This window comes from Brevundimonas sp. AC546, from assembly GCF_979258305.1.
Genome location: NZ_OZ409849.1, coordinates 67,541 through 88,644 on the forward strand (window position 1 = coordinate 67,541; position 21,104 = coordinate 88,644).

24 protein-coding genes are annotated in these 21,104 nt (G+C 66.9%); 11 read left to right on the forward strand and 13 right to left on the reverse strand.

The window, feature by feature from the left end:
* Positions 1-17: 17 nt before the first annotated feature.
* The 3 genes from ACZZZD_RS00335 (at position 18) to ACZZZD_RS00345 (ending at position 4,487) form a co-directional block, all read left to right on the forward strand.
* Positions 18-557, forward strand: coding sequence for a hypothetical protein (locus tag ACZZZD_RS00335; RefSeq protein ID WP_463431568.1), 540 nt, complete (start codon positions 18-20; stop codon positions 555-557).
* A 121-nt stretch (positions 558-678) separates the two neighbouring features.
* The gene (serA, locus tag ACZZZD_RS00340) at positions 679-2,571 is read left to right on the forward strand and encodes a phosphoglycerate dehydrogenase (RefSeq protein ID WP_463431570.1); all 1,893 of its coding nucleotides are present in this window, start codon (positions 679-681) and stop codon (positions 2,569-2,571) included.
* A gap of 110 nt (positions 2,572-2,681) precedes the next feature.
* Complete coding sequence (locus tag ACZZZD_RS00345; protein ID WP_463431572.1) at positions 2,682-4,487, forward strand: autotransporter domain-containing protein; 1,806 nt, start codon at positions 2,682-2,684, stop codon at positions 4,485-4,487.
* Between the two features lie 22 nt (positions 4,488-4,509).
* Here ACZZZD_RS00345 and ACZZZD_RS00350 read toward each other — a convergent pair whose 3' ends face one another.
* On the reverse strand, positions 4,510-5,064 hold the full coding sequence (locus ACZZZD_RS00350) for a GGDEF domain-containing protein (protein WP_463431574.1): 555 nt from the start codon (positions 5,062-5,064) through the stop codon (positions 4,510-4,512).
* A 193-nt stretch (positions 5,065-5,257) separates the two neighbouring features.
* Between ACZZZD_RS00350 and purE the strand changes: the two genes are divergently transcribed.
* Positions 5,258-5,749, forward strand: coding sequence for a 5-(carboxyamino)imidazole ribonucleotide mutase (gene purE, locus ACZZZD_RS00355; protein ID WP_463431576.1), 492 nt, complete (start codon positions 5,258-5,260; stop codon positions 5,747-5,749).
* Positions 5,750-6,832 carry a 5-(carboxyamino)imidazole ribonucleotide synthase gene (locus ACZZZD_RS00360; RefSeq protein ID WP_463431578.1) on the forward strand — a complete coding sequence of 361 codons (1,083 nt, stop codon included), beginning with the start codon at positions 5,750-5,752 and terminating at the stop codon, positions 6,830-6,832.
* A gap of 214 nt (positions 6,833-7,046) precedes the next feature.
* On the opposite strand, the gene ACZZZD_RS00365 is transcribed toward ACZZZD_RS00360, so the two are convergent.
* Positions 7,047-7,694, reverse strand: a complete 648-nt coding sequence (locus ACZZZD_RS00365; RefSeq protein WP_463431580.1) for a COQ9 family protein — start codon at positions 7,692-7,694, stop codon at positions 7,047-7,049.
* 186 nt (positions 7,695-7,880) lie between these two features.
* Between ACZZZD_RS00365 and rpsU the strand changes: the two genes are divergently transcribed.
* Entirely contained in the window at positions 7,881-8,141 is a 261-nt protein-coding gene (rpsU, locus tag ACZZZD_RS00370) for a 30S ribosomal protein S21 (RefSeq protein WP_135195633.1), read from the forward strand.
* Positions 8,142-8,337: 196 nt separating this feature from the next.
* On the opposite strand, the gene ACZZZD_RS00375 is transcribed toward rpsU, so the two are convergent.
* The 7 genes from ACZZZD_RS00375 to ACZZZD_RS00405 form a co-directional block, all read right to left on the reverse strand.
* Positions 8,338-9,696, reverse strand: a complete 1,359-nt coding sequence (locus ACZZZD_RS00375) for an ABC transporter permease (RefSeq protein ID WP_463431582.1) — start codon at positions 9,694-9,696, stop codon at positions 8,338-8,340.
* Entirely contained in the window at positions 9,693-10,640 is a 948-nt protein-coding gene (locus ACZZZD_RS00380) for an ABC transporter ATP-binding protein (protein ID WP_463431584.1), read from the reverse strand. The genes ACZZZD_RS00375 and ACZZZD_RS00380 overlap by 4 nt, the downstream gene beginning before the upstream one ends.
* Positions 10,641-10,726: 86 nt before the next feature.
* Entirely contained in the window at positions 10,727-11,074 is a 348-nt protein-coding gene (locus ACZZZD_RS00385) for a DUF3060 domain-containing protein (RefSeq protein WP_463431586.1), read from the reverse strand.
* 87 nt (positions 11,075-11,161) lie between these two features.
* Complete coding sequence (locus tag ACZZZD_RS00390; RefSeq protein ID WP_463431588.1) at positions 11,162-11,803, reverse strand: M23 family metallopeptidase; 642 nt, start codon at positions 11,801-11,803, stop codon at positions 11,162-11,164.
* A gap of 180 nt (positions 11,804-11,983) precedes the next feature.
* The gene (locus tag ACZZZD_RS00395) at positions 11,984-12,208 is read right to left on the reverse strand and encodes a YdcH family protein (RefSeq protein ID WP_159845282.1); all 225 of its coding nucleotides are present in this window, start codon (positions 12,206-12,208) and stop codon (positions 11,984-11,986) included.
* A gap of 35 nt (positions 12,209-12,243) precedes the next feature.
* Entirely contained in the window at positions 12,244-12,708 is a 465-nt protein-coding gene (locus tag ACZZZD_RS00400) for a TIGR02444 family protein (protein WP_463431592.1), read from the reverse strand.
* Complete coding sequence (locus ACZZZD_RS00405; protein ID WP_463431594.1) at positions 12,708-13,307, reverse strand: UbiX family flavin prenyltransferase; 600 nt, start codon at positions 13,305-13,307, stop codon at positions 12,708-12,710. The genes ACZZZD_RS00400 and ACZZZD_RS00405 overlap by 1 nt, the downstream gene beginning before the upstream one ends.
* 116 nt (positions 13,308-13,423) lie before the next feature.
* Here ACZZZD_RS00405 and ACZZZD_RS00410 point away from each other — a divergent pair, with 116 nt between their 5' ends.
* Positions 13,424-13,597 (forward strand): YdcH family protein, encoded by a 174-nt coding sequence (locus tag ACZZZD_RS00410; RefSeq protein ID WP_159845273.1) that lies wholly within the window; start codon positions 13,424-13,426, stop codon positions 13,595-13,597.
* A 127-nt stretch (positions 13,598-13,724) separates the two neighbouring features.
* Here ACZZZD_RS00410 and ACZZZD_RS00415 read toward each other — a convergent pair whose 3' ends face one another.
* Positions 13,725-14,390, reverse strand: coding sequence for a DUF1013 domain-containing protein (locus ACZZZD_RS00415; RefSeq protein WP_135195170.1), 666 nt, complete (start codon positions 14,388-14,390; stop codon positions 13,725-13,727).
* Between the two features lie 220 nt (positions 14,391-14,610).
* Between ACZZZD_RS00415 and ACZZZD_RS00420 the strand changes: the two genes are divergently transcribed.
* Entirely contained in the window at positions 14,611-15,258 is a 648-nt protein-coding gene (locus ACZZZD_RS00420) for a beta/gamma crystallin-related protein (RefSeq protein ID WP_463431597.1), read from the forward strand.
* Between the two features lie 3 nt (positions 15,259-15,261).
* Here ACZZZD_RS00420 and ACZZZD_RS00425 read toward each other — a convergent pair whose 3' ends face one another.
* A complete protein-coding gene (locus tag ACZZZD_RS00425; RefSeq protein ID WP_463431599.1) occupies positions 15,262-16,233 on the reverse strand; it encodes an NAD(P)H-quinone oxidoreductase in 972 nt (323 codons plus the stop codon).
* Between the two features lie 89 nt (positions 16,234-16,322).
* Here ACZZZD_RS00425 and ACZZZD_RS00430 point away from each other — a divergent pair, with 89 nt between their 5' ends.
* Both ACZZZD_RS00430 and rcdA read left to right on the forward strand, forming a co-directional pair.
* Positions 16,323-16,526 carry a DUF1192 domain-containing protein gene (locus ACZZZD_RS00430; protein WP_159845265.1) on the forward strand — a complete coding sequence of 68 codons (204 nt, stop codon included), beginning with the start codon at positions 16,323-16,325 and terminating at the stop codon, positions 16,524-16,526.
* Between the two features lie 109 nt (positions 16,527-16,635).
* On the forward strand, positions 16,636-17,136 hold the full coding sequence (rcdA, locus tag ACZZZD_RS00435) for a protease adaptor protein RcdA (RefSeq protein WP_372693396.1): 501 nt from the start codon (positions 16,636-16,638) through the stop codon (positions 17,134-17,136).
* Between the two features lie 5 nt (positions 17,137-17,141).
* Here the strand turns inward: rcdA and ACZZZD_RS00440 are convergent, their stop codons facing one another.
* Complete coding sequence (locus tag ACZZZD_RS00440; RefSeq protein ID WP_463431604.1) at positions 17,142-18,704, reverse strand: L,D-transpeptidase family protein; 1,563 nt, start codon at positions 18,702-18,704, stop codon at positions 17,142-17,144.
* Positions 18,705-18,861: 157 nt separating this feature from the next.
* A complete protein-coding gene (gene rpmE / locus ACZZZD_RS00445; protein ID WP_267516044.1) occupies positions 18,862-19,086 on the reverse strand; it encodes a 50S ribosomal protein L31 in 225 nt (74 codons plus the stop codon).
* 134 nt (positions 19,087-19,220) lie between these two features.
* On the opposite strand from rpmE, the gene ACZZZD_RS00450 reads away from it, so the two are divergent.
* Entirely contained in the window at positions 19,221-21,092 is a 1,872-nt protein-coding gene (locus tag ACZZZD_RS00450) for an ABC transporter transmembrane domain-containing protein (protein WP_463431608.1), read from the forward strand.
* Positions 21,093-21,104: the final 12 nt, after the last annotated feature.

Here is a 21,104-nt window from a genome sequence, read left to right on the forward strand (position 1 = left end):
ACGAAGAGGTTCCGCCGATGCTCCGCGATATCGATCCGATCGAAGAAATTCGCAAACATCCCGGCATCACGGCCGGCAGCCTTGCCGCCGTCGTCCTCGGCGCGGTCGCGGTCGTCTATCTGACGCAACGCAGCGGACCGACCCGCTATCAGCGCATCAAGACCCGCATCGACCCGCGCGGATGGGTGGATACGTCAGAACTGCGCGATCGCTTCCATGACGCCGTCGACGCCTTCCGCCACCGGGCCGAAGATGCGGGCGAGCGCGCAGGCGAACTGTCGCGCGATGCACGCCATCGCGCCGCCGACGCCGCCTACGATGCACGTGATCGGGCCGACGACTGGTTCCGTTCGGCACGCAAGGGCTCCAAAAAGGCGTTGAAGAAGCACGGCAAGACTGCCCGTCGTTATGCCGACGACGCCGGCGCCTATGCTCGCGATCATGCGCGCGAAGGTGGGGCGATTTTGGCCGTCGCCACCATCGCCGCCGCCATTGGCGCGGCCGTACTGGAAAGCCGTCGTCCCGACAGCCGCGTGCGCCGTATCGTCCGCTTCTGACATTTTCTTGCCGCCCGCCGTGTGAAAATCGCGACGGGCGGCAAGGTTTAAGCGCAACTGAGCCCCGTCATCAGCACGGCTTGGCTTTGCCGCAGGCGCGAAGGCCGCTAAGACGCCGGCCATGAGCGCGCGCCCTACCCTGATCTTCGACTTCGATTCGACCCTGGTCGATTTCGAGACCCTTGAGGCCTTGGCCGACATCGCCCTGGCGGATGCGCCGGGCGCGGCCGGGACGCGCGCACAGATCGCGGCTCTGACCGATCAGGCCATGGCCGGGGAACTGGAGTTCGGCGAGGCCCTACGCCGCCGCCTGGCCCTGCTGCCCCTGACGCGCGCCCATGTCGCAGCGCTGGCGCAGACGGCATCGGATCACATGACGGCGTCTGTCCGCCGCAACCTGAATTTCTTCCAGCAGAACAAGGGCAAGGTCATCATCATCTCCGGCGGCTTCCGTGAGGTGATTGCGCCGGTCGCCGAGGAACTGGGCGTCTCGCCCGACCGCATCCTGTGCAACGACCTGGTCTATGACGCTGACGACCGCGTGATCGGCGTGGACGACGCCAACCCCCTGTCGCACGCCAACGGCAAGCCGGCCGCTATCCACGCCCTGAACCTGTCGGGCCGGGTGGTCATGATCGGCGACGGCTGGAACGACGCCGAGGTCAAGATCGCCGGCGCCGCCGACGCCTTCTACGCCTTCACCGAGGTGGTGCGCCGCGCGCCTGTGGTTCAGGTCGCCGACGCCGAGGCCGCGTCCCTGGACGAGGTGTTGCACGCCGAGGGCCTGGTCGGCCGCTGGTCCTTCCCACGCAGCCGCATGAAGATGCTGCTGCTGGAGAACATCCACCCCGCCGCCGTCGAACGGCTGGAAGAAGCGGGTTATTCGGTCGAGACGGTCAAGGGCGCGCTGGACGAGGACGATCTGATCGCGGCCATCAAGGGCGTCCATGTGCTGGGCCTGCGCTCCAAGACGACGGTCAGCCGCCGGGTGCTGGAAGAGGCCGACAAGCTGATGGCCGTCGCCGCCTTCTGCATCGGCACCAACCAGATCGATTTGGATGCGGCGTCCGATCACGGGGTGGCTGTGTTCAATGCGCCCTATTCGAACACCCGTTCGGTCGTCGAACTGGCCATCGGCCTGATGATCGTCCTGATGCGCGACGTGGCGGACAAGTCTGCCGCCATGCATGTCGGCAAGTGGAACAAGTCGGCGACCGGCTCCAAGGAACTGCGCGGCAAGACCCTGGGCATCGTCGGCTATGGCGCCATCGGCAGCCAGTTGTCGGTGCTGGCCGAGAACCTGGGCATGCGAGTGCTGTTCTACGACCTGTCGGAACGTCTGGCCCTGGGCAATGCCCGGCGGATGCGTTCGCTGGACGCCCTGCTGGGCGAGAGCGACGTGGTCACGCTGCACGTCGATGGTCGCAAGGACAACGCCAACATCTTCGGCGCGGCCCAGTTCGCCCGGATGAAGGAGGGCGCGCTGTTCTTGAACCTGTCGCGCGGCCATGTGGTCGATGTCGGCGCCCTGTCCCAGGCCATGGGCTCGGGCCGTGTCGCGGGGGCCGCTGTGGACGTCTTCCCGGAAGAGCCGCGCACCAACGCCGATCCGTTCGAAAGTCCGCTGCAGGGTCTGCCCAACATGATCCTGACGCCCCACATCGGCGGCTCGACCGAGGAGGCGCAGGAGGCCATCGCCGAGTTCGCGGCCGAGCGGCTGCTGGGCTATCTGAATCGTGGCGACACCACCTTTAGCGTGAACCTGCCGAACGTGCAGTTGGCCGAGGTGTCGGGCACGCACCGCATCCTGCACATCCACAGGAACCAGCCGGGCGTCCTTGCCGAACTAAACCGCGCGCTGGCGTCGGCGGGGCTAAATATTCTGGGTCAGCATCTCAAGACGGACGAGCGCACAGGCTATGTCATCACCGATGTGGACCACGACTACGACCCCGAGGCGCTGCGCGAGCTGAAGTCGGTGCCGGGCACGCTGAAGTTCCGCACGCTGCAGTAAGCGTTCGATTTTCCTCCGAAGGCTGACGTTGCGGCATCTTGCGCTCTGCGCCAACTGGCGCATCCTCTCCTCCAACGGCCGCGAACCATGACGGCTGCGGGAGGATTCATATGTCACGCTTCATCACCGGCGGCGCCGTCGCCGCTCTTGCGCTCGCGGCCTGCGCCTTTGCGGGTTCGGCCTCGGCCCAGACCTACAACCGCCTCGTCGTCTTCGGCGACAGCCTCAGCGACAACGGCAACCTGTTCCTGATCTCGGGCGGCACGCAGCCGCCGTCGCCGCCATATTTCCAGGGCCGGTTCTCCAGCGGGCCGGTTTTCACCGAACTGCTCGGCTTCAACGCCGCCAACTTCAATGGCTCCGTGGCGGGCAGCATCAACTACGCCTTTGGCGGCTCGCGCACCGACGCCTCGGCCGGCGTGCCCTTTGGCATGTTGAACCAGCTGGCGCGCTACACCGCCTCCGGCGGCACGTTCAGCTCGACCGATCTGGTCAGCGTCCTGGGCGGCGCCAACGACATCTTCCAGGGCCTGCCCGCCGCCGGCGCTTCGGCCAGCCCCGTCGCCGCCATCACCCCGGTGGCGACGACCGCCGCCGCCAACGTCAACAGCCTGGTCAACAGTGTCGCCGGCGCGGGGGCGGGGACCATCCTGGTCACCAACCTGCCCAAACTCAGCCTGACGCCGCAGTTCCGCAGCACGCCTGCCGCGCCGCTGGCCGACTATGCCGTCACCACCTTCAACACCGCCCTGCAGACAGGCCTATTCACCACTGCTGGCGCGCGTCCTGGCAGCAACATCATCCTGATGGACCTGTTCAAGGTCGGCGATACCCTGGCCGCCAATCCGGGCCAGTTCGGCATCACCAACATCACCCAGCCCTGCTTCAACGGCGTGACGGTCTGCTCCAACCCCGACAGCTATTTCTACTTCGACGGCGTCCACCCGACGGCGGCGGGGCATCGGATCATCGCGCAACTGGCGACCGACTACCTCTACTATGGCGACATCGGCGCCCAATCGACGCTGCAGGGCGAGACCACCTATCGCCACCGCGAGGACGCGTTGGACGCCGCCACCGAGGCCCTGTCCGGCCGTCAGCCTTGGGAGGCCGGCGTCTCGGTGACCACGGCGGCTCTGATCGACAGCGTCGATACGGATGCACGCGGCTCGGTCACCGAATCGTCCAGCGACGGTTGGGGCGGGCGGATCGCGCTGGAGGCAGGGCCTTCGGCCAACTGGCGTTTCGGCCTGGCCGGCACGGCCCGCAATACCGACGTCGAGAGCCAGGCGCTGAACTTCAACGTCGAGAGCTTCGGGCTGGACGTCTATGGCGGCTGGCGCTCGGGCGATCTGTTCGTCAATGCGGCCGTCGGCGTGGCGCGTGACAATATCGACGACATCGAACGCCTGACCAGCCTGGCCCCCATCGTCCATACCGCCGAAACACGGGCGCTCAGCACCGGCGCGCGCCTGCAGGGCGGGATGTGGTTCGACATGGGCGGCATCGCCCTATCCCCCCGTGCGGCCCTGACCTATGTCTCCAGCGACGTGGACGGCTATTACGAACAGGGTGTTGCGGCCCAGTATCAATATGGCGACCGCACGGTGAAGGCCCTGACCGGCGAGGTCGCCCTGCGCGCCGAGGCCGAAATGGGCCGGTTCGGCGTGTTCGCCGAGGGCGGCTATCGCGACGCTCTGGACGACAGTTCCGACCCGGTGCGCGTGGGCATCTTCAACAACCCGGCCCAGGTGCTGTCGCGCGAAATCGACGATCCGTTCGGTGGTCAGTTCCTGGCGTCGGCGGGCGTCGAAGGTTCGGTCGGGCCGGTCAAGGTGACGGTGGCCTATCGCGGTCGCTTCGGCGACCATGCCGACAGCCACCTGGGCGGCATTCAGCTGACCTTGCCGTTGTAGACAAAAAGCGCGGGAAGGGGCCTTAGCGCCCCTTCTTGCGCACCCACATGGCGGCGTCGGCCTCGGTTAGCCAGACCTCGGCGTCGGTATGGCCGTCCCAGGCGCGCACGCCGAACGAACCGCCCAGTTCGGTCTTTTGCCCATCCCATACGAAGCCTTCGGTCTTTAGCGCCTCTGACAGTTGCCGCGCCTTGGCCCGGCCCTCTTCGTAGCCTGCGTGCAGCATCAGCAGCGCGAACTCGTCGCCTCCCAGCCGGCCCACCGCATCCGATTCCCGCAGATTGGCCAAGAACAGCTCCGCCACCGCGACCAGGGCCGCATCACCGGCGGCATGGCCCAGCCGGTCGTTGACGCTCTTGAACCCGTCCATATCCAGATACAGCAGAACAGCCGGCACCCCGTGCCGCTGGCAATAGGCCATGGTGCGATGCAGTGCGGCGACGAAGCCGCGCCGGTTCAGGGCGGGGGTCAGCACATCGTGGTCAGCGGCGGCCTCGGCGGCGGCGGCGCGTGTCTTCCACGCTTCCAGCTCGACGCGCAGGCGCTCGATCTCGGCGGTCAGGTCGTGTTCGGCCACGTCGGTCACGGCGCAGGGATGGCTCCGATGGCGCGACTCAGTCTGCGTCGCGCGGTCGAACGATGGTAGAGCGTGATCCGCCGACATTGAAGGCCGACAATAAGGGCCTGTGAGGCCTGAAACCGCCCGCTTGCGGTTGCGGGCGTCACCCGCGTGCTGTAACGGGCGCCTTTCCGCGAGGGGCCTTACAGACATGGCGACTTCCGCACCGCCGGTGGCGATCATCATGGGCAGCCGGTCAGACTGGCCGACCATGAAGCTGGCCGCCGACCGCCTGGACCAGCTGGGCGTCGCCTGGCAGGCCAAGGTCGTCAGCGCACACCGCACGCCCCAACGCCTGGTCGAGTTCTCGACCGGGGCCAAGGCTGCGGGCTTCAAGGTCATCATCGCCGGGGCAGGGGGCGCCGCCCACCTGCCGGGCATGGCCGCCTCCATGACCGAACTGCCGGTGCTGGGCGTGCCGGTCCAGTCCAAGGCCCTGAAGGGCCTCGATAGTCTGTTGTCCATCGTACAGATGCCGGCCGGCGTGCCCGTAGCGACCCTGGCCATCGGCGAGGCGGGCGCCGCCAACGCCGGCATTCTGGCCGCCCAGATTCTGGCGTTGTCGGATGAAGCCTTGGCCGAGCGCCTGGCCGCCTTCCGCACCGCCCAGACCGATTCCATCGCCGAAACCGTCGAGGACTGAGTGCCAGATCTGCCGCTTCCCCCCGGTTCGACCCTCGGCATCATCGGCGGAGGCCAGCTGGGCCGGATGCTGAGCCAGGCCGCGTCGCGCCTGGGCTTCGATGTCGTCATTCTGGACCCCGAGGCCGACAGCCCCGCAGGGCGCGTTTCGGCGCACCAGATTACTGCGGTCTATGACGATCCCGACGCTCTGACGGCCCTGGGTCGCGCCGCCGACGTGGTCACCTTCGAGTTCGAGAACGTCCCCGCCGAGTCCATCGAACGCCTGGCCGAGGCCGGCGCCCTGGTTGCGCCGGGACCGACCGCATTGCGCGTGTCGCAGGACCGGATGGACGAAAAGACCTTCCTTAACGCCGTCGGCGCCCCGACGGTCGCCTTCGTCGTCGTCGATACGCTGGACGATCTGGTCGTCGGCCTGACGACATTGGGCGTGCCGGCTCTGCTGAAGACCCGCCGCGAAGGCTATGACGGCAAGGGCCAAGTCTGGATCCACGCCATCGAGGACGCGCCCGCCGCCCTGGAAAGCCTGGGCGGCCGCCCGGCGATCTTGGAGGCCAAGGCGACCTTCGTGCGTGAGCTATCGGTCATCGCCGCGCGCGACTGGGACGGCCATATGGCGGTCTATCCGCTGGGCGAGAACAGGCACGAGGGCGGCGTCCTGCGCACCACCCTGGCCCCCGCCGCGGTGGACGAAAAGACCCAGGTCCGCGCCCGCGCCATCGCCGAGGCGATCCTGGACGGTCTGGACTATGTGGGCGTCCTTGGCGTCGAATTGTTCGATCTCGGTGATGATGTGCTGCTGGTCAACGAGATCGCCCCGCGCGTCCACAACACCGGCCACTGGACCCAGGATGGCTGCGTCTGCGACCAGTTCGAACAGCACATCCGCGCCGTCGCCGGCTGGCCGCTCGGCCCCGTGACCGCCCACGCCCGCATCGAAATGACCAACCTGCTGGGCGATGAGGTCGAGGACTGGCGCAAGCTGTCGGCTAAGTCCGACGAACGCCTGCACCTCTACGGCAAGGCCGAAGCTCGTCCGGGCCGCAAGATGGCGCACGTGAACAGGGTGCTGGGGGCGGTCTAACTTCTTCTTTCGTCATCCTCCGGCAAGCCGCGTCTTCGCGGCGCAGACCGGGGGACCCAGCGGCGCCGAAGGCGATGCGTCCGCAACTTGATGTTTGAAGATCGTGACCGCGATAGGTTGGCTGCTACGCGCCGCCCTTGGGGTCGCGCTCACGCGCGCCGCTGGGTCCCTCGATCTCGCTATGCTCGTCGGAGGATGACGAAAGAAGCAGGGACTATCCTCGCGCTCCATATCGGATCCGGCTCAGGGCATCGCTCATCTTACGAAACGGTGCGTCGAAGTCCTTGCCGGCCTTCCACTTCTCGAACGCCATGACGTTTTCGATTCGCCGCGCGACGAAGGCGTCCGCCGCCTCGCGGCCGTCGAACCAGCGCATGGTCAGGGCGGGGATCAGAATGCCCGACAGGATGGTGCGCTTCGAATAGTGGTTCCAGTCCGTCGCCTCGTCCCCGGCCCAGCGCCACAGGTGGTCCGCGCTCTCCCAGGCCAGTTTCAGCCCCAGTTCCGCGTTGACGGGCAGGGCCAGAAAGGCGGCGCAGCGGCGCGTGGCCTCCAGGTCGGCGGCGCCGGCCTCCATCCGCTCGGACACGGCGCGGGCGATTCGCTCGCGAATCTTCAGCGACTTGGCGTCGATCTGGCCGAGGGCCGCCAGAGCTCGCGCGTCGTGGCGGCGCGACAGCAGGGCGGCGAGGTCACGCGCGCCGTTGGGTAGCAGCAGTTCCTCGTCGCCGCGCGACAGGCCGCACGCTTCGCAGGCCTCGCGCACCAGCCGCGCGTTCCAGCCCAGGGCGGGCGCGCGGGCGATGGCGGCGTCCAGCACGGTCTGTTCGGTCCGGTCGGCCCAGTCTGTCGTCTCGGTCATGCACCGATCATACGCCTGTCGTTTCGGTGTTTCGAGCCTTGAAGAATGGTCGCGACGAACTGGACAGGAGGGGGCGGCTGGTGTACTAGCGCGCCTTCATCCGAGAGCCCGACTTTCGGAAGACGATTTTATTTGTTCGCCCGTCTCCCTCACAGGACGCGGCGGGCGGCCAAAGGAGAGTTCAACCTGGTACAGATTTTCGTTCGCGATAATAACGTCGATCAAGCGCTCAAAGCCCTAAAGAAGAAGATGCAACGCGAAGGCAGCTTCCGTGAAATGAAGCGCCACGTGCATTACGAAAAGCCGTCGGAAAAGCGCGCCCGTCAAAAGGCCGAGGCGATCCGTCGCGCTCGCAAGCTCGCCCGCAAGCGCATGCAGCGCGAGGGCCTGCTGCCCGCGCCGAAGCCGCGCGTTCCCGGCGCTGGCGCCGGTGGCGGCAGCCGGTAATATACTGGCGTAAGCCAAAAGATTTGAGGCCGCCTCCTTCGGGAAGCGGCCTTTTTCTTTGTGTCTCCTCCCTGCGAAGCGGGAGGGGGACCGCGCGTAGCGTGGTGGAGGGGCTCTTGAAGTCCCACTAATCTGGAAAAAAGCCCCTCCGTCTCCTCCCCATCGCTGCGCGATAGGGAGGAGACGGATTGGCCCCCTACGTCCGCCCGGTGATCGCCCGGCCGAACGTCTTCCAGCTCAGCTTCACATCCGACAGCGCCCCTGCGCGGAAGGCCCGTCCTGCGATCCAGACCATAAGGGCGGCGGTGGCGAACATGCCCACCAGCGTCAGAATCACCTCCACCAGAGGCGGATCGCTGGGCGCGCGGGCGCTCATCAGGAAGGGGGTGAAGAAGGGGATCCACGACAGTACCTTGACCACCGGCGCGTCCGGGCTGGTCAGGGCCATCTGCATGACCAGGATGGGCACGACCAGGATCATCATGATCGGCCCCATCAGGGTCTGGGCGTCGCGCGGCGTCTCGCAGAAGGCCCCGATGGCCGCAAAGAGCACCGCATACATCAGGTATCCGCCGACCATATAGGCGATGAAATAGAAGATCAGGCCGTCGTGCAGCAGCACCTCGCCGATCGTCGCCGCCGTTTCGGGCGAGGCCGACAGCAGGCTGAACGTCCCGATTCCGCCCCACACGCCCATGACGGTCAGCGTCAGCAGCGCCACGCCCAACACCTTGCCCGTCAGGATCTCGGTCGCCGAAGCCGAGGAAAGCAGCACCTCCAGGATCTTGTTCGACTTCTCCTCCATCACGCTGTTCAGCAGGATGGACGCGCCCGTGATCACCAGCGACCACAGCAGGAACCCAGCGCCCAGGCCGATGAAGGACGGGATGCGGTCACGCATCGACACCTCGCCCCCGCTGGCCGCGTTTGGCGAAAAGGCCTTCACCTCGGGCCGGAAGGTCTGAACCTCTTGGGCGACGGCGGGGGCCACGCCGGCGGCGGTCAACAGTTCGGTGCGGCGCGCGTCGCGCAAGGCGGTGCGAACGAAGCCGGACACGTCGTTGTCGGTGGCGCGGGCGGTCCACACCTGGGCGGCGGGCTTGCCGTCCACGCGGTTCAGGAAGACCACGGCGTCCAGGCGGCGGTCCTTGGGCGCCGCCTTGTCCAGCGCCGCCTTGATGGCGGCGTCGCGCGCCGGGCCGGTCGCATCGGCGATGGCGGGCGGGGCGGCGACCAGGCGGATTTTGGGCCCGCTGATGGAGGCCACGGCGCGCCCGGCGCCGGCCTGACCCTTTTCGGCGGCCTCACGCAGGCGTTCGTTCTGGCGATCCAGATCGGATTGCAGCGAGGCGCGGACGGCGGCGGCCAGGCCCGTCGCGGCCGGCCCTTCCTCGATCACCGCCACCGCCTTGATCGGCTCGGCCGAACGGATCAGCAGGGGAATGCCCCCGCCCAGCACGGCGAACAGCGGAAACGCCAGCAGCGACAGCCAGAAGCCGACGGTCTTGGCATAGGCGACATATTCGCGTCGCGCGATCAGCAGGGTGCGGTTCATCGGACGGCCTCTGCGGGAACGACGGGTTGATCGGGATGGTCGCCGGTCAGGCCGATGAAGGCGTCGTGCAGCGTCGGCTCCTTCAGCGCAAAGCCGCGCACGTCGAGGCCATTCAGGAAGGCCGTCTTCAACGTCTCCTGGCCGCCCGCTCCCGGCGACAGGGCGATCTTCAGCCGGCGCACGCCGTCTTCGTCGGACACCGTCTCCACGCCCGCAACGCCGGGCAGGGCGGCGGCCGCCTCTGCGCTGATGGCGCCTTCCAGATCGAGGAAGCGGGGCGAGGTGGCCTTGACTTGATCCACCGTGCCTTCGAACGCCTTTCGCCCGCGCGCCAACAGCACGACCTTGTCGCACAGCCGTTCGGCGTGCTGCATCACATGGGTCGAGAACAGGACCGTGGCGCCGTTTGCGGCCAGGTCGCGGATCATGGCCTCCAGACCCTGCTGGTTCATCGGGTCCAGGCCGGAGAAGGGTTCGTCCAGGATCACGAACTCGGGCTGATGCACGACCGAGGCGATCAACTGGACCTTCTGCGCCATCCCCTTGGACAGCTCCTTCATCTTCTTCTTTTGCGCCTCGCCCAGACCCTGCTGCTCCAGCATGGTCTTCGCGCGCTTCTTGCCCTCAGCGACAGGCAGACCCTTCAGGGCGCCGAAGAAGCTGATGGCCTCAATGGGGGTCATTTTCTTGTAGAGGCCGCGCTCCTCGGGAAGGAAGCCTATCCGATCACGCACCTTGCGCCCGTCGTCGGCGCCCAGGATCTCGATCCGCCCCGACGTCGCCGACTGCAGGCCCAGGATCATCCGCAGGGTCGAGGTCTTCCCCGCCCCGTTCGGCCCCAGGAAGCCACAGATCGAGCCCTTCTCGACCTGAAAGCTCAGATCGCGCACGGCGTCGAAATCGCCGTATCGCTTGCTCACCCCGTCCAGCGTCAACGCCGCCATATCGCCCCCCGTACTGTGACGATCAGCCTAGCAAGCGAGGCGACGCGGAGGCCAGCGGCAATCGTCGGATGTGGAGGGCACCAGCTTCAGTCCTGAAGACGGATGACTTCGTTGTCCACGCCCTGGACGCTTTGGCGGGGTGGTGCGGTCGAACGCCAACGCACGGTTTGGCTTGTGCCCTCAACGATGATCCGCGCGTTCGGCTTAAGGTCGATCGTTATCTGATTGTCTGTTCCAGCCACCTCGAGCTCGGCGCAGTCGCCCGTAAATGTTAGAACGTTGCCTGCGCCTTCAACGTGGACCGGCCGGCCTTCACAGGCGATGGTGCTTGTCTGTCCGATCCCGGAAATCTCGATCTTATCGGCGTTGCTGCTGGAGACGCCAGCTTGGCCTTGGGCAACTGCGGCGAGGACGGCAAGAGCGACGAGCGTCATTTGATCTCACAAGCTGAGCTGCACGAAACCCCTCAACGCCCGGCTGGATTGTTCGATCCTTTCACTGAGTGCGGCATTTCGCGCTCGTCAGGCTTTAGGCCTCACCGTGACTTCGAAATGGCGATCGACGACCTTGGTCGGGTTTACCTGGGCGCCGTTGCGGCGGACTTCGAAATGCAGGTGGGGGCCGGTAGAATAGCCGGTGGAGCCGACCAGGCCGATGCGCTGGCCCATCGTCACGGCGTCGCCGTTCGCAACGTCGATGCGGCTGAGGTGGCCATATAGGGTGCTCATTCCATTGGGGTGGCGCACCTCGATGAAGTTGCCATAGCCCTCGGGGTCGTAGCCCGTGCGGATGACCTCGCCCTCTGCGGCGGTGAAGACGGTCGTACCCTTGGGCGCGGCGATATCGACGCCCTTGTGCGCCCTGGCCTTGGCTTCGATCGCCAGTTTGCGCAGACCGAAGGCGGAGTTGATCGCATAGCCGCGCACGGGGGCGGAAAATGAGATCTGGCGCGTGATGGGACCGGCCGTCTCGACTTCGGCCTTGACCGGCGGGGCGACGGGAATGGCGATTTGAGCGGGCGGGGGCAGGGAGGCTTCGCGCGCCGCATTGGGCGCAGCTGCCGCGGCGAACACGGCCACGGCGGCGAAGGCGGCCGTCTGGCCGGAATGGATCAAAAGGGTCTTGCACCGCGCCAATGGCGCGTTGTTGAACAGGCGTCGCATTCGGCGGCGTCTCCAGCGTCTTTACGCTCTGGAATGAGGGCACGCGGCGTCCGATGGCGCACGGCGTTCCGTGGAAAGACCGGCTTATGCCTATCGGCTGGGGCGACTTTGGGGCTGAGGCAGGGCGGCGGATGGTCGCGCGGCGGAACCGGCGCCTTGTCGAGCCGGATCAGGCCCCGATTAAGCAATGATATCGGGCAGGATTTCGTCTTCGATCTTCACGATCTCGTCCTTCAGCGCCAGCTTCTTGCGTTTAAGCCGGGCCAGCATCAGTTGGTCGGGAACGGCGGCCAGGCTCAGGGCGTCGATGGAGGCGTCCAGATCGGCATGCTCCTGGCGCAGCAGTTTGACGCGGGCGTGCAGCGCCGCTTCCTCTTCGCTGATGTCTGGAAGGTCGTCGTTCATCGTGTCATCCCCGGACGCTTATAGCCAAGCCGTCGTCAGGCCGGAAGGGCGTCGGCAAGGCGGATCAGCGCCGGTCGCGGCGTAACGGAGGCCCAGACCCGCGCCGTGGCGACCAGGGCGTCGATGGCTGGTCGAGCCGGGCCGACGGGTTGGGGCGCCAGCGCCTCCAGCGCCTCCAGCAGGTGCTTTTCCGCCTCAAGCTCCAGCGCCTTGATGCGGTTGCGCATCGCCTCGCGTGGGCCGTCGTCGATGTCGGGGATGGGAGCCTTCAAGGTCCGTCGCACCGAGCGTAGCGGCGCGACCACGACGCTGTCCCAGGCGCGGGCGGTGTCGCAGGCGGCCTCGATCGTCTCTTCGTCCGGCTTGCGCCCGGTCGCGGCGACCCAGGCCGACCAAAGCAGCACCGGCACGTTCTGTTCGCTGTTGTCCTGCAACGCCAGACACGCCTCGCCCACGCCCGGCGCGGCATAGGCGGCGACCGCCCAATCCCACAGCCGCATTATTTCAGGCCTTCCCAGCGACGCACCGCGCCCCAGTCCAGGCCGAACAGATCCAGTGTCCGCCCGACCGACTGATCCACCATCTCCAGGATCGACGACGGCTTGGCGTAGAGGGCGGGCAAGGGCGGGGCGATGATCGCGCCCATCTCCGTCAGGGCCGTCATGGTGCGCAGGTGGCCCAGGTGGAACGGCGTCTCGCGCACCATCAGCACCAGCGGCCGCCGCTCCTTCAGAGTCACGTCCGCTGCGCGGGTCAGCAAGCTGGAGGTCACGCCCGTCGCGATCTCGCTCATCGTCTTGACCGAGCAGGGCGCCACGATCATGCCCAGGGTGCGGAACGAGCCCGAGGCGATGGTCGCGCCCACATCGGCCAGCTTGTGAACGACGGACGCCTTGGACGTCAGGTCGTCGGGCGACAGATCCGTCTCCTGCGACAATGTCAGCAGCGCGGCCTTGGTCACCACAAGATGGCTCTCGACGCCCAGGTCGTTCAGCGCGTCCAGCATGCGCGCGCCGTAGATCGCTCCGGAAGCCCCTGAAATTCCGACCACCATCCGGGCGGGCGGGTTCCGTATGGCTCCGTTCACATCATCGACCATTTTTGGGGTCAGCCTCCGTGGGGTCCGGCGAAACGGGCTGTCACTGGAAAGTGATTACACAGCTCGCCAAACCGGGCGCTCACTCTACTGGTCCCTAACCTGAGGAGGCGCAAGCCATGACCATCGAGGCTCGTATTCGCGAACTGGGTAATCGTCATCGCAGTCTGGATGAGACCATCCAGAAGGAACTTACCCGCCCGTCCACGGATCCGTTGCAGGTCAGGGCGCTGAAGCAGAAGAAGCTTCGGCTGAAGGAAGAAATCACCAGTCTGGAGGCGCGGGCGCACTAGCGACCGACCTCCCGAAAACGACGACGGCCCCGGAGATCGCTCTCCGGGGCCGTTTTCGTTCTGTCTCCTCCCCATGAAATGGGAGGTGGCGCGGCGCATCTTCGCGCCGTGACAGAGGGGCTCTTCGTCAGTCCTTGGTCCCGAACACCGACGCCGCCGTCGGCTCTGCGGTCGGACGCTGGCGGGCTTCCGGCACGAATTCGGGCTCGGCCTCGACCTGTTCGACGGGCTGGATAGTCCCGCCGCCCTTTTTCAGGTCGTCCTTGGTCTTCTTGTCGGCGGCCTTCTTGACGATTTCGTCCAGCGCCAGCTGGCCGACCAGGCCCAGAGTCACGGGATCGACCGGCTTGATGTTGGCGCTGTTCCAGTGGGTGCGGTTGCGAACGCTTTCGATGGTGGACTTGGTCGTGCCCAGCATCTTGGCGATCTGGGCGTCGGTCACTTCAGGGTGATTGCGCACGAACCAGGCGATGGCGTCCGGGCGGTCCTGACGACGCGAGACCGGCGTGTATTTCGGGGCCGGCTTGGCCGACTTCATCAGTTCGGCGTGACGGCTGACGATGGCCTTCATCCGGTAGTTTTCATCGCCCTGGGCCTTGTCCAGTTCCTCGCGCGTCAGTTGGCCGCCCGTGACGGGATCGACACCGCGAATGTCGCGGGCCACGTCGCCGTCGGCGATGCCGCGGACTTCCAGCGGGTGCAGGCCGCAGAAGTCGGCGATCTGCTCGAAGCTGAGGGAGGTGTTGTCGACCAGCCAGACCGCAGTGGCCTTCGGCATCAGAATGTCGCTCATGGGGCGTTCGTCCCGGTGTTGTTAAGCCGCCGAATGAGGCTTCGGCTGGCGTTGGATACGACGGCGCCCGGCCTTTCGACCGGGCGCGTAGGGTTTCGATATAGGCCTATTCGCCCGAAAAGAAAACGCCACCCGACAATCACATACAGCAAAGGTTCATGTGCGCTGGCGCAACCTTCGCGGTAGTGAAGGCTTACAGCCTGTGGAGAGGAGAACCATCATGTCCCTGTTATTCGCTGCGGCCCTTGCGGCCGCCATGTCGTCCTCAGTCGAGCCGCAACAGCAACGCGTCGCTCCGCGAGGCGGCTACGCCCAGAGTTGCACCGAGGCCTATGTGAACCAGGGCCGGCTCTACGCCGACTGCCGCGATACGCGCGGCCAGATGCGCGGCACGTCGATCGAGCTGGCGCGCTGCGGCAACGAGGATATCAACAACGACAACGGCCTTCTGATCTGCGGTCGTTTCCGTGGCGATTACGAAGGCAATCAGCCCGGCCGTCCCGGTGGGCCCGGTAACGGCGGACCTGGCGGCGGTTGGGGTCCTGGCAATGGCGGCCCTGGCAACGGTGGTCCGGGTTGGGGCGGCGGCAATGGCGGCGGCTGGGGCCGTTCGTCCATCACCGTCTATGAGAACTCTAACTTCCGCGGCTCATCGCGCACGTTCACCAGCGAGGATCGCAATCTCGGCCGCACGCCCTTCAACGACCGGATCAGCTCGGTCCGCGTCCAGGGCCGTTGGGAAGTCTGCACCGACGCCGAATTCCGGGGTCGTTGCCGCGTTGTCGAAGGTGACGTCCGCAATCTGAGCGGCGGTTTCAACGACAGCATCTCGTCCATGCGCCCTGTGCGCGGCGGCGCGCGCTACTAGGCCTCAGACGGTCAGGACGATCTTGCCGATGTGCCCGCCGGCCTCCAGCTCGGCGTGCGCATCGGCAGCCTTTTCGAGTGGAAAAACCGCCTCAACCGGCGGCCTGACCGCGCCGGACGCCACCCAAGGCCAGACCGTCGTCTCGACAGCAGCCGTTAGTCGGGCCTTTTCGTCGGCGGGACGGCTACGTAGCGTCGATCCCGTCAGCGTCAGCCGCTTCAGCATGATCCGCTGCAGGTCCATCTCGACCTTGGCGCCGGTCAGGGAGGCGATGACGACCCACCGCCCGCCGACGTTCAGGCTGTGCAGGTTCAGGACGGCGTAATCTCGCCCCACCATGTCCAGAACCACGTCCGCTCCGCCCGCCGCCTTGATCTGCGCTTCCAGATCGTCGGTCGAGGCATCCAGGCTGATGTCGGCGCCCAGCGCCTTCGCCGCCCTGGCCTTGTCCGCCCCGCGCGATGTCGCGATCACCTTCGCGCCCGCCGCCTTGGCCATCTGGATCGCCGTGACGCCGATGCCGCTGGTCGCGCCGTGGATCAGCAGGGTCTCGCCGGCCTTCAGCCCGCCGCCCTCGAACACATTGGCGAAGACGGTGAAAACGGTTTCGGGCAACACGGCCGCCTGAACGAAGTCGAGGCTCTCGGGGATCGCCAGGACGTGTCGCGCATCCACCACCGCCTGTTCCGCATAGCCGCCGCCGCCCAGCAGGGCGCCGACCCGGTCGCCGACCCGCCAGCGCGTCACGCCTTCGCCGATAGCCGCGATCTCGCCAGCGACCTCAAGGCCCAGCACATCCGACGCGCCGGGAGGCGGTGGGTATCCGCCGTTTCGCTGCAGCAGGTCGGGCCGGTTGACACCCGCTGCCCGCACCCGGATCAGCACCTGCCCCGGCCCGACGACGGGGTCGGGGCGTTCGGCGATCTTCAGCGCCTCGGCCGGGCCAGAACCGCCTTCGATCTCGACCACGCGCATCGCACTTCCCTTGCATTCGTTCGTATCCGGGCGTTCAGATAAGGGTCCTGGGCCGCCTTGGCCATGACAGCGCGGAAAGGAAGGCGACGATGTTCGAGGATATTGAACCCCGCCCGCAACGTGGCGAACCCCTTCGCGCCCTGTCGCGCGAGGATCTGGATGTCTATTCCATCGAGGATCTGGAAGAGCGGATCGCGGCCCTGGACGACGAGATCGGACGCGCCCGTCGCGCCATCGAGGCCAAACGCTCCAAGAAAAACGCCGCCGACGCCCTTTTCAACTTCGGTTCCTGATCGCGAATGGCACGCTGGCATGGCATGAGCGTTGCATCTTTCGTGCGAACGGTTCCGTCAGGGGCCGATTGTAGGACGGAACTGCATTCCCCTAATGATCAAAGCTCAAATGACCTCCGCTCCGTCCTTCGCTGACCGCAGCCGCACCGTGCGCGATTTCGCCCGTTCGGAGCTGTTCGACCGCACCTTCCGCGAAGGCATGGAGCTTGTCGAAGAGACCGCCGCCTATCTGGACGGCGAGGGCCGTCGCGATTCCAAGATGCTGTCGCGCGCCGCCGCCCTGGCCTATGCGGCCGAAAGCATGAAGCTGACGACGCGCTTGATGCAGATCGCCTCTTGGCTGCTGGTCCAGCGGGCAGTGCGCGAGGACGACATGACCCCGGAGACGGCCTGCGAGCCGCGCTATCGCCTGAACGAGCGCCGCATCGAGGCCGAGCCCAGCCACGCCGAGCTGCCCATCGCCCTGATCGAATATCTGGTGCGGTCGGAAAAGCTGTTCGACCGCACCCTTTACCTGGATCGCCGCATGTATGCGGACGCCCAGGAGACGGCGCCCGAAAACGCAGTCCTCAGCCAGATGGGCCTGCTGGAAGCCGCCTTCCGGGGTTGACGCCCTTACGGCCCGACGTCGTTGGCGTCGGCGCGGCCGTCATCGACCGGCTTGGGCAGGTTGACCCCGATGCCCAGCGCCTGGGCCAGCTTGTCGTCGCGGCCATAGACATCCTCGCGGAAGGCCACGCGTCCCTGACCATCCACGAAGGCGGTCCAGTACAGCAGTCGCACTGAGATTTCGCGTCCGGTCGTCACACGTGTCGTCTCGCGTGTGTCCTGGGCCGTGTCGAACTGCGCCAGCTTGGTCGGGTCGGGCGCCAGCAGCAGGCGCGCGAACTCGACCGCATTCTGCACCCGCACGCAGCCATGGCTGCGCTGACGCGTGGACAGGTTGAAGGCGGCCTTCGACGGCGTGTCGTGCAGGAAGATGGCGTAGCTGTCGCGCAGCTCGAACTTCACATAGCCCAAGGCCGAACGCGGGCCGGCGCGCTGGATGACCGTGCCGTCCTTCACATACATGTCGTTGGCGGCCAGATAGCCCGGACCCTTGGGCAGGATCTCGCGACGCGCGATGCCGGCCGGCACATACCAGGGCGGATTGGCCACGACTGAGGCGAACGGTTTCTCCAGGCTGGGCGTCTGGTTCTCGGCCGAACCGACCACGACGCGGTTGGAGTGGACCGGCTTGCCGTCCTTCCAATAGACCATGATGGCGGCGGCGGTGTTGACCTCGATCCGCTCGGGCGCGACGTCGCGCTTCAGCCAGCGGCGGCGTTCCAGGTTCAGGGCGATCTGGCGGGCTCGATCCTCGGCCGATGCGCCCAGCGAGCGTTGGGTGCCCGTGCCTATGCGGCCGTCGGCGCCCAGGCCGTGCCGGTTCTGGAAGCCCTGCACCGCGCGCTGAAGTTCGGCGTTGTAGGTCAGGCCCTGGGCCTTCAGCCGCGCGCCGTCTGCGGCCGACAGGTCGCCCTCGGCCGTCAGCCGGTCGATCAGGGCGGGGATGCGGCGGTCGCTATTGCCCGGCTCGATCGTGGCGCCCGGCGCGAATGCGGGCCAGCCGCCCTGCGCCGCCAGACGGCGATAGCGCACATAGCCAGCCGACAGGTTCTGATAGCCGATGTCGGTGGGCGCGAGGCCGTCGTACCAGTTGGGCAGCACGTTGCGGCTGAGCGCATCGCTGAGACCGCGCGGCAGGTCCACGCGGTTCTTCTGCATCTCCCACAGGTCTTCGACCGTCTCGGGTCGCACCTTGCCCTCGGCCAGGACGCGGGCATAGGCGATGGCGGCTGTGGTGGTGCGCAGGTCGGCGCTGGCCGGATCGGCCGCCAGTCCCACGAAATCGAAATAGTCGGCGCCCGACAGGCCGTGGCGATCGGCGCGTGCGGCGGCGGCGTTCAGGGCGCGCATCCGTTCGGCGTTCCAGACCGGCCGCCAGCCGTTCAGTTCGTAGAAGGCGCGCACGTCCGCCTGCTGCGTCGCGGGCAGTCGAGAAATCTGGTCGTTGAAGCTGTTGTAGAAGGCGGTCGCCTCCGGCCCACGCTGCACGAAGACCTGCTGCGCGCGCGCCGCCGAGCCGAGGGTCATGGCCGCCGTGGCGACGCCCAGACCCAGTTGCCGTCTATTCATATCCTGTCCGCTTCTTCGATCGCTTCGGCCAGCGTGGCCGACGCCCCTGGTACCCGAACGCCGCCACATTATCGGTGTTCCGGCCAAACAAAAAGCGCCGGCCTTGCGACCGACGCTCTTCGTGACCTGTTTGCTGCAGTATGCCGCAGCTTTGGCCTTACTTCTTGATGAAGCCGGCGAACTTGTTGTTGAATCGCGAGACGCGGCCGCCGCGGTCCAGCAGGTGGGCGTTGCCGCCGGTCCAGGCCGGGTGGGTCGACGGATCGATGTCCAGGTTCAGCGTGTCGCCTTCCTTACCGTAGGTCGAACGGGTCTGGTAGGAAGTGCCGTCGGTCATCACAACATTGATGAAGTGATAGTCGGGGTGCGTGTCCGCTTTCATGGTCGTCGTCCGGTCTCTGCGCGATGACGATGCCGACCGTCTGTGCGCGTGAAATGAGAAACCCGCCAGAAATCCGGCGGGAATGAGGGGCGGCGTTTACACCGGGGGGCGTTCCGGGGCAAGAGGCGGGCGCAATGACCGACCAATCCAACGCCACCGCCCCTTCCGCAAACCGCGCTTCAGGCGTGGCCTCGATGGAGGGCCGGCCCAGCGCCGGGGCCCTACTGGCCGATCAGATGTCCGAGGCGGGCGCCAAGCGCGCCAAGCGCCGCGACATCCGCCCGCTGGCGCGGCTGATTCCGTTTGCGTTGCGACACAAGGGTCATGCCCTGATGGCGGTCTTCTGGCTGCTGCTGTCCACCGCCGCCTCTCTGGGACTGACCGCCCTGGCGCGCGGGGCCATCGACCATGGGTTCGAGGCTGGCGGGGCCAATCTGAACATCTGGTTCCTGCTGCTGGGCGCCAACGCCCTGTTTCTCGGACTGGCGACGGCGGCACGCTATTATTTCGTGACCCGCACGGGCGAACGCGTCATCGCCGATGTGCGAAAGGGACTGTTCGGCCGCATCTTGACGCTGGACCCGTCCTTCTACGCCCATATGCGCACCGGCGAGGTGCTGTCGCGCCTGACCACGGACATCGCCCTGGTCGAGACGCTGATGACGACCTCCATCTCCTATGCGTTGCGCAACTTCCTGACCCTGATCGGCGGCGTGGCCCTGCTGTTCTTCGTCAGCCCCAAGCTGACCGGTTTCGTCCTGTTGATCGTGCCCTTCCTGCTGGGTCCGATCTTCGTCTTCGGCCGCAAGGTCAGGAAGCTGACCGTGACGTCCCAGGATCGGTTCGCCAACGCCGTCGGCTTCGCCGGAGAGAGCGTGGACGCCATCGAGACGGTCCAGGCCTTTGGTCGCGAACAGAGCGCCATCGCCCGCTTCGGCGCGGCGGTCGAGGACGCCTTCTCCGCCTCCCTGACCCGGATGAAGGCGCGGGCCTGGATGACCGCCCTGATCATCGTCGTCATGTTCGGCGGCGTGACCCTGGTGCTGTGGCTGGGCGCCCAGGACGTGGTCGCCGGCGTCATGTCGCCGGGCGCCCTGCTGCAGTTCGTGCTGCTGTCGGTTTTCGCCGCCGGGGCCGTGGGCGCCCTGGGCGAAAGCTGGGGCGACGTGCAAAAGGCCGCCGGCGCCATGGAGCGGATCGAGGAGCTGATGCGGGCCGTGCCCGACATCGCGCCCCCGGCCCACGCCACGGCCCTGCCGTCGCCGCCGCGCGGCGAGGTGTCGATGTCGGCCGTCGGCTTCTCCTATCCCGGCCGTCCCGACCTGCCGGCGCTGAAGGGGTTCAGCCTGACCGTGCGGCCGGGCGAGACCGTCGCCCTTGTCGGTCCGTCCGGCGCGGGCAAGTCCACCGTCTTCCGCCTGCTGCTGCGTTTCTACGACCCCCAGACCGGCATGGTCTCGGTCGATGGCGTCGATGTGCGCCAGGCCGATCCCGTCGCCGTGCGCGACCGTTTCGCCTGGGTGTCGCAGGAAACGCCGCTGTTCTCGGGTTCGGCCCTGGAGAACATCCGCTTCGGCCGCGAAGACACGACGATGGACGAGGCCCGCACCGTCGCGGACAAGGCCCAGGCTCTCGGCTTCATCGACGCCCTGCCCGAAGGGTTCGACACCCCGTTGGGCGAGCGCGGCAAGAGCCTGTCCGGCGGCCAGCGCCAGCGTCTGGCCATCGCCCGCGCCCTGGTCCGCGACGCTCCCATCCTGCTGCTGGACGAGGCCACCAGCGCCTTGGACGCGGAAAGCGAACGCTTGGTTCAGGTCGCCCTCGATCAGGCCATGGAGGAGCGCACCACCATCGTCATCGCCCACCGCCTGGCCACCGTGCTGCGTGCCGACCGCATCGTCGTCATGGACGACGGCCGAGTGGTGGAAGAAGGCACGCACGACCAACTGGTAGCCAAGGGCGGGCTCTATGCGCGTCTGGCCGAACTGCAGTTTCGGGCGGGCTAAGCCTGCGCTTGA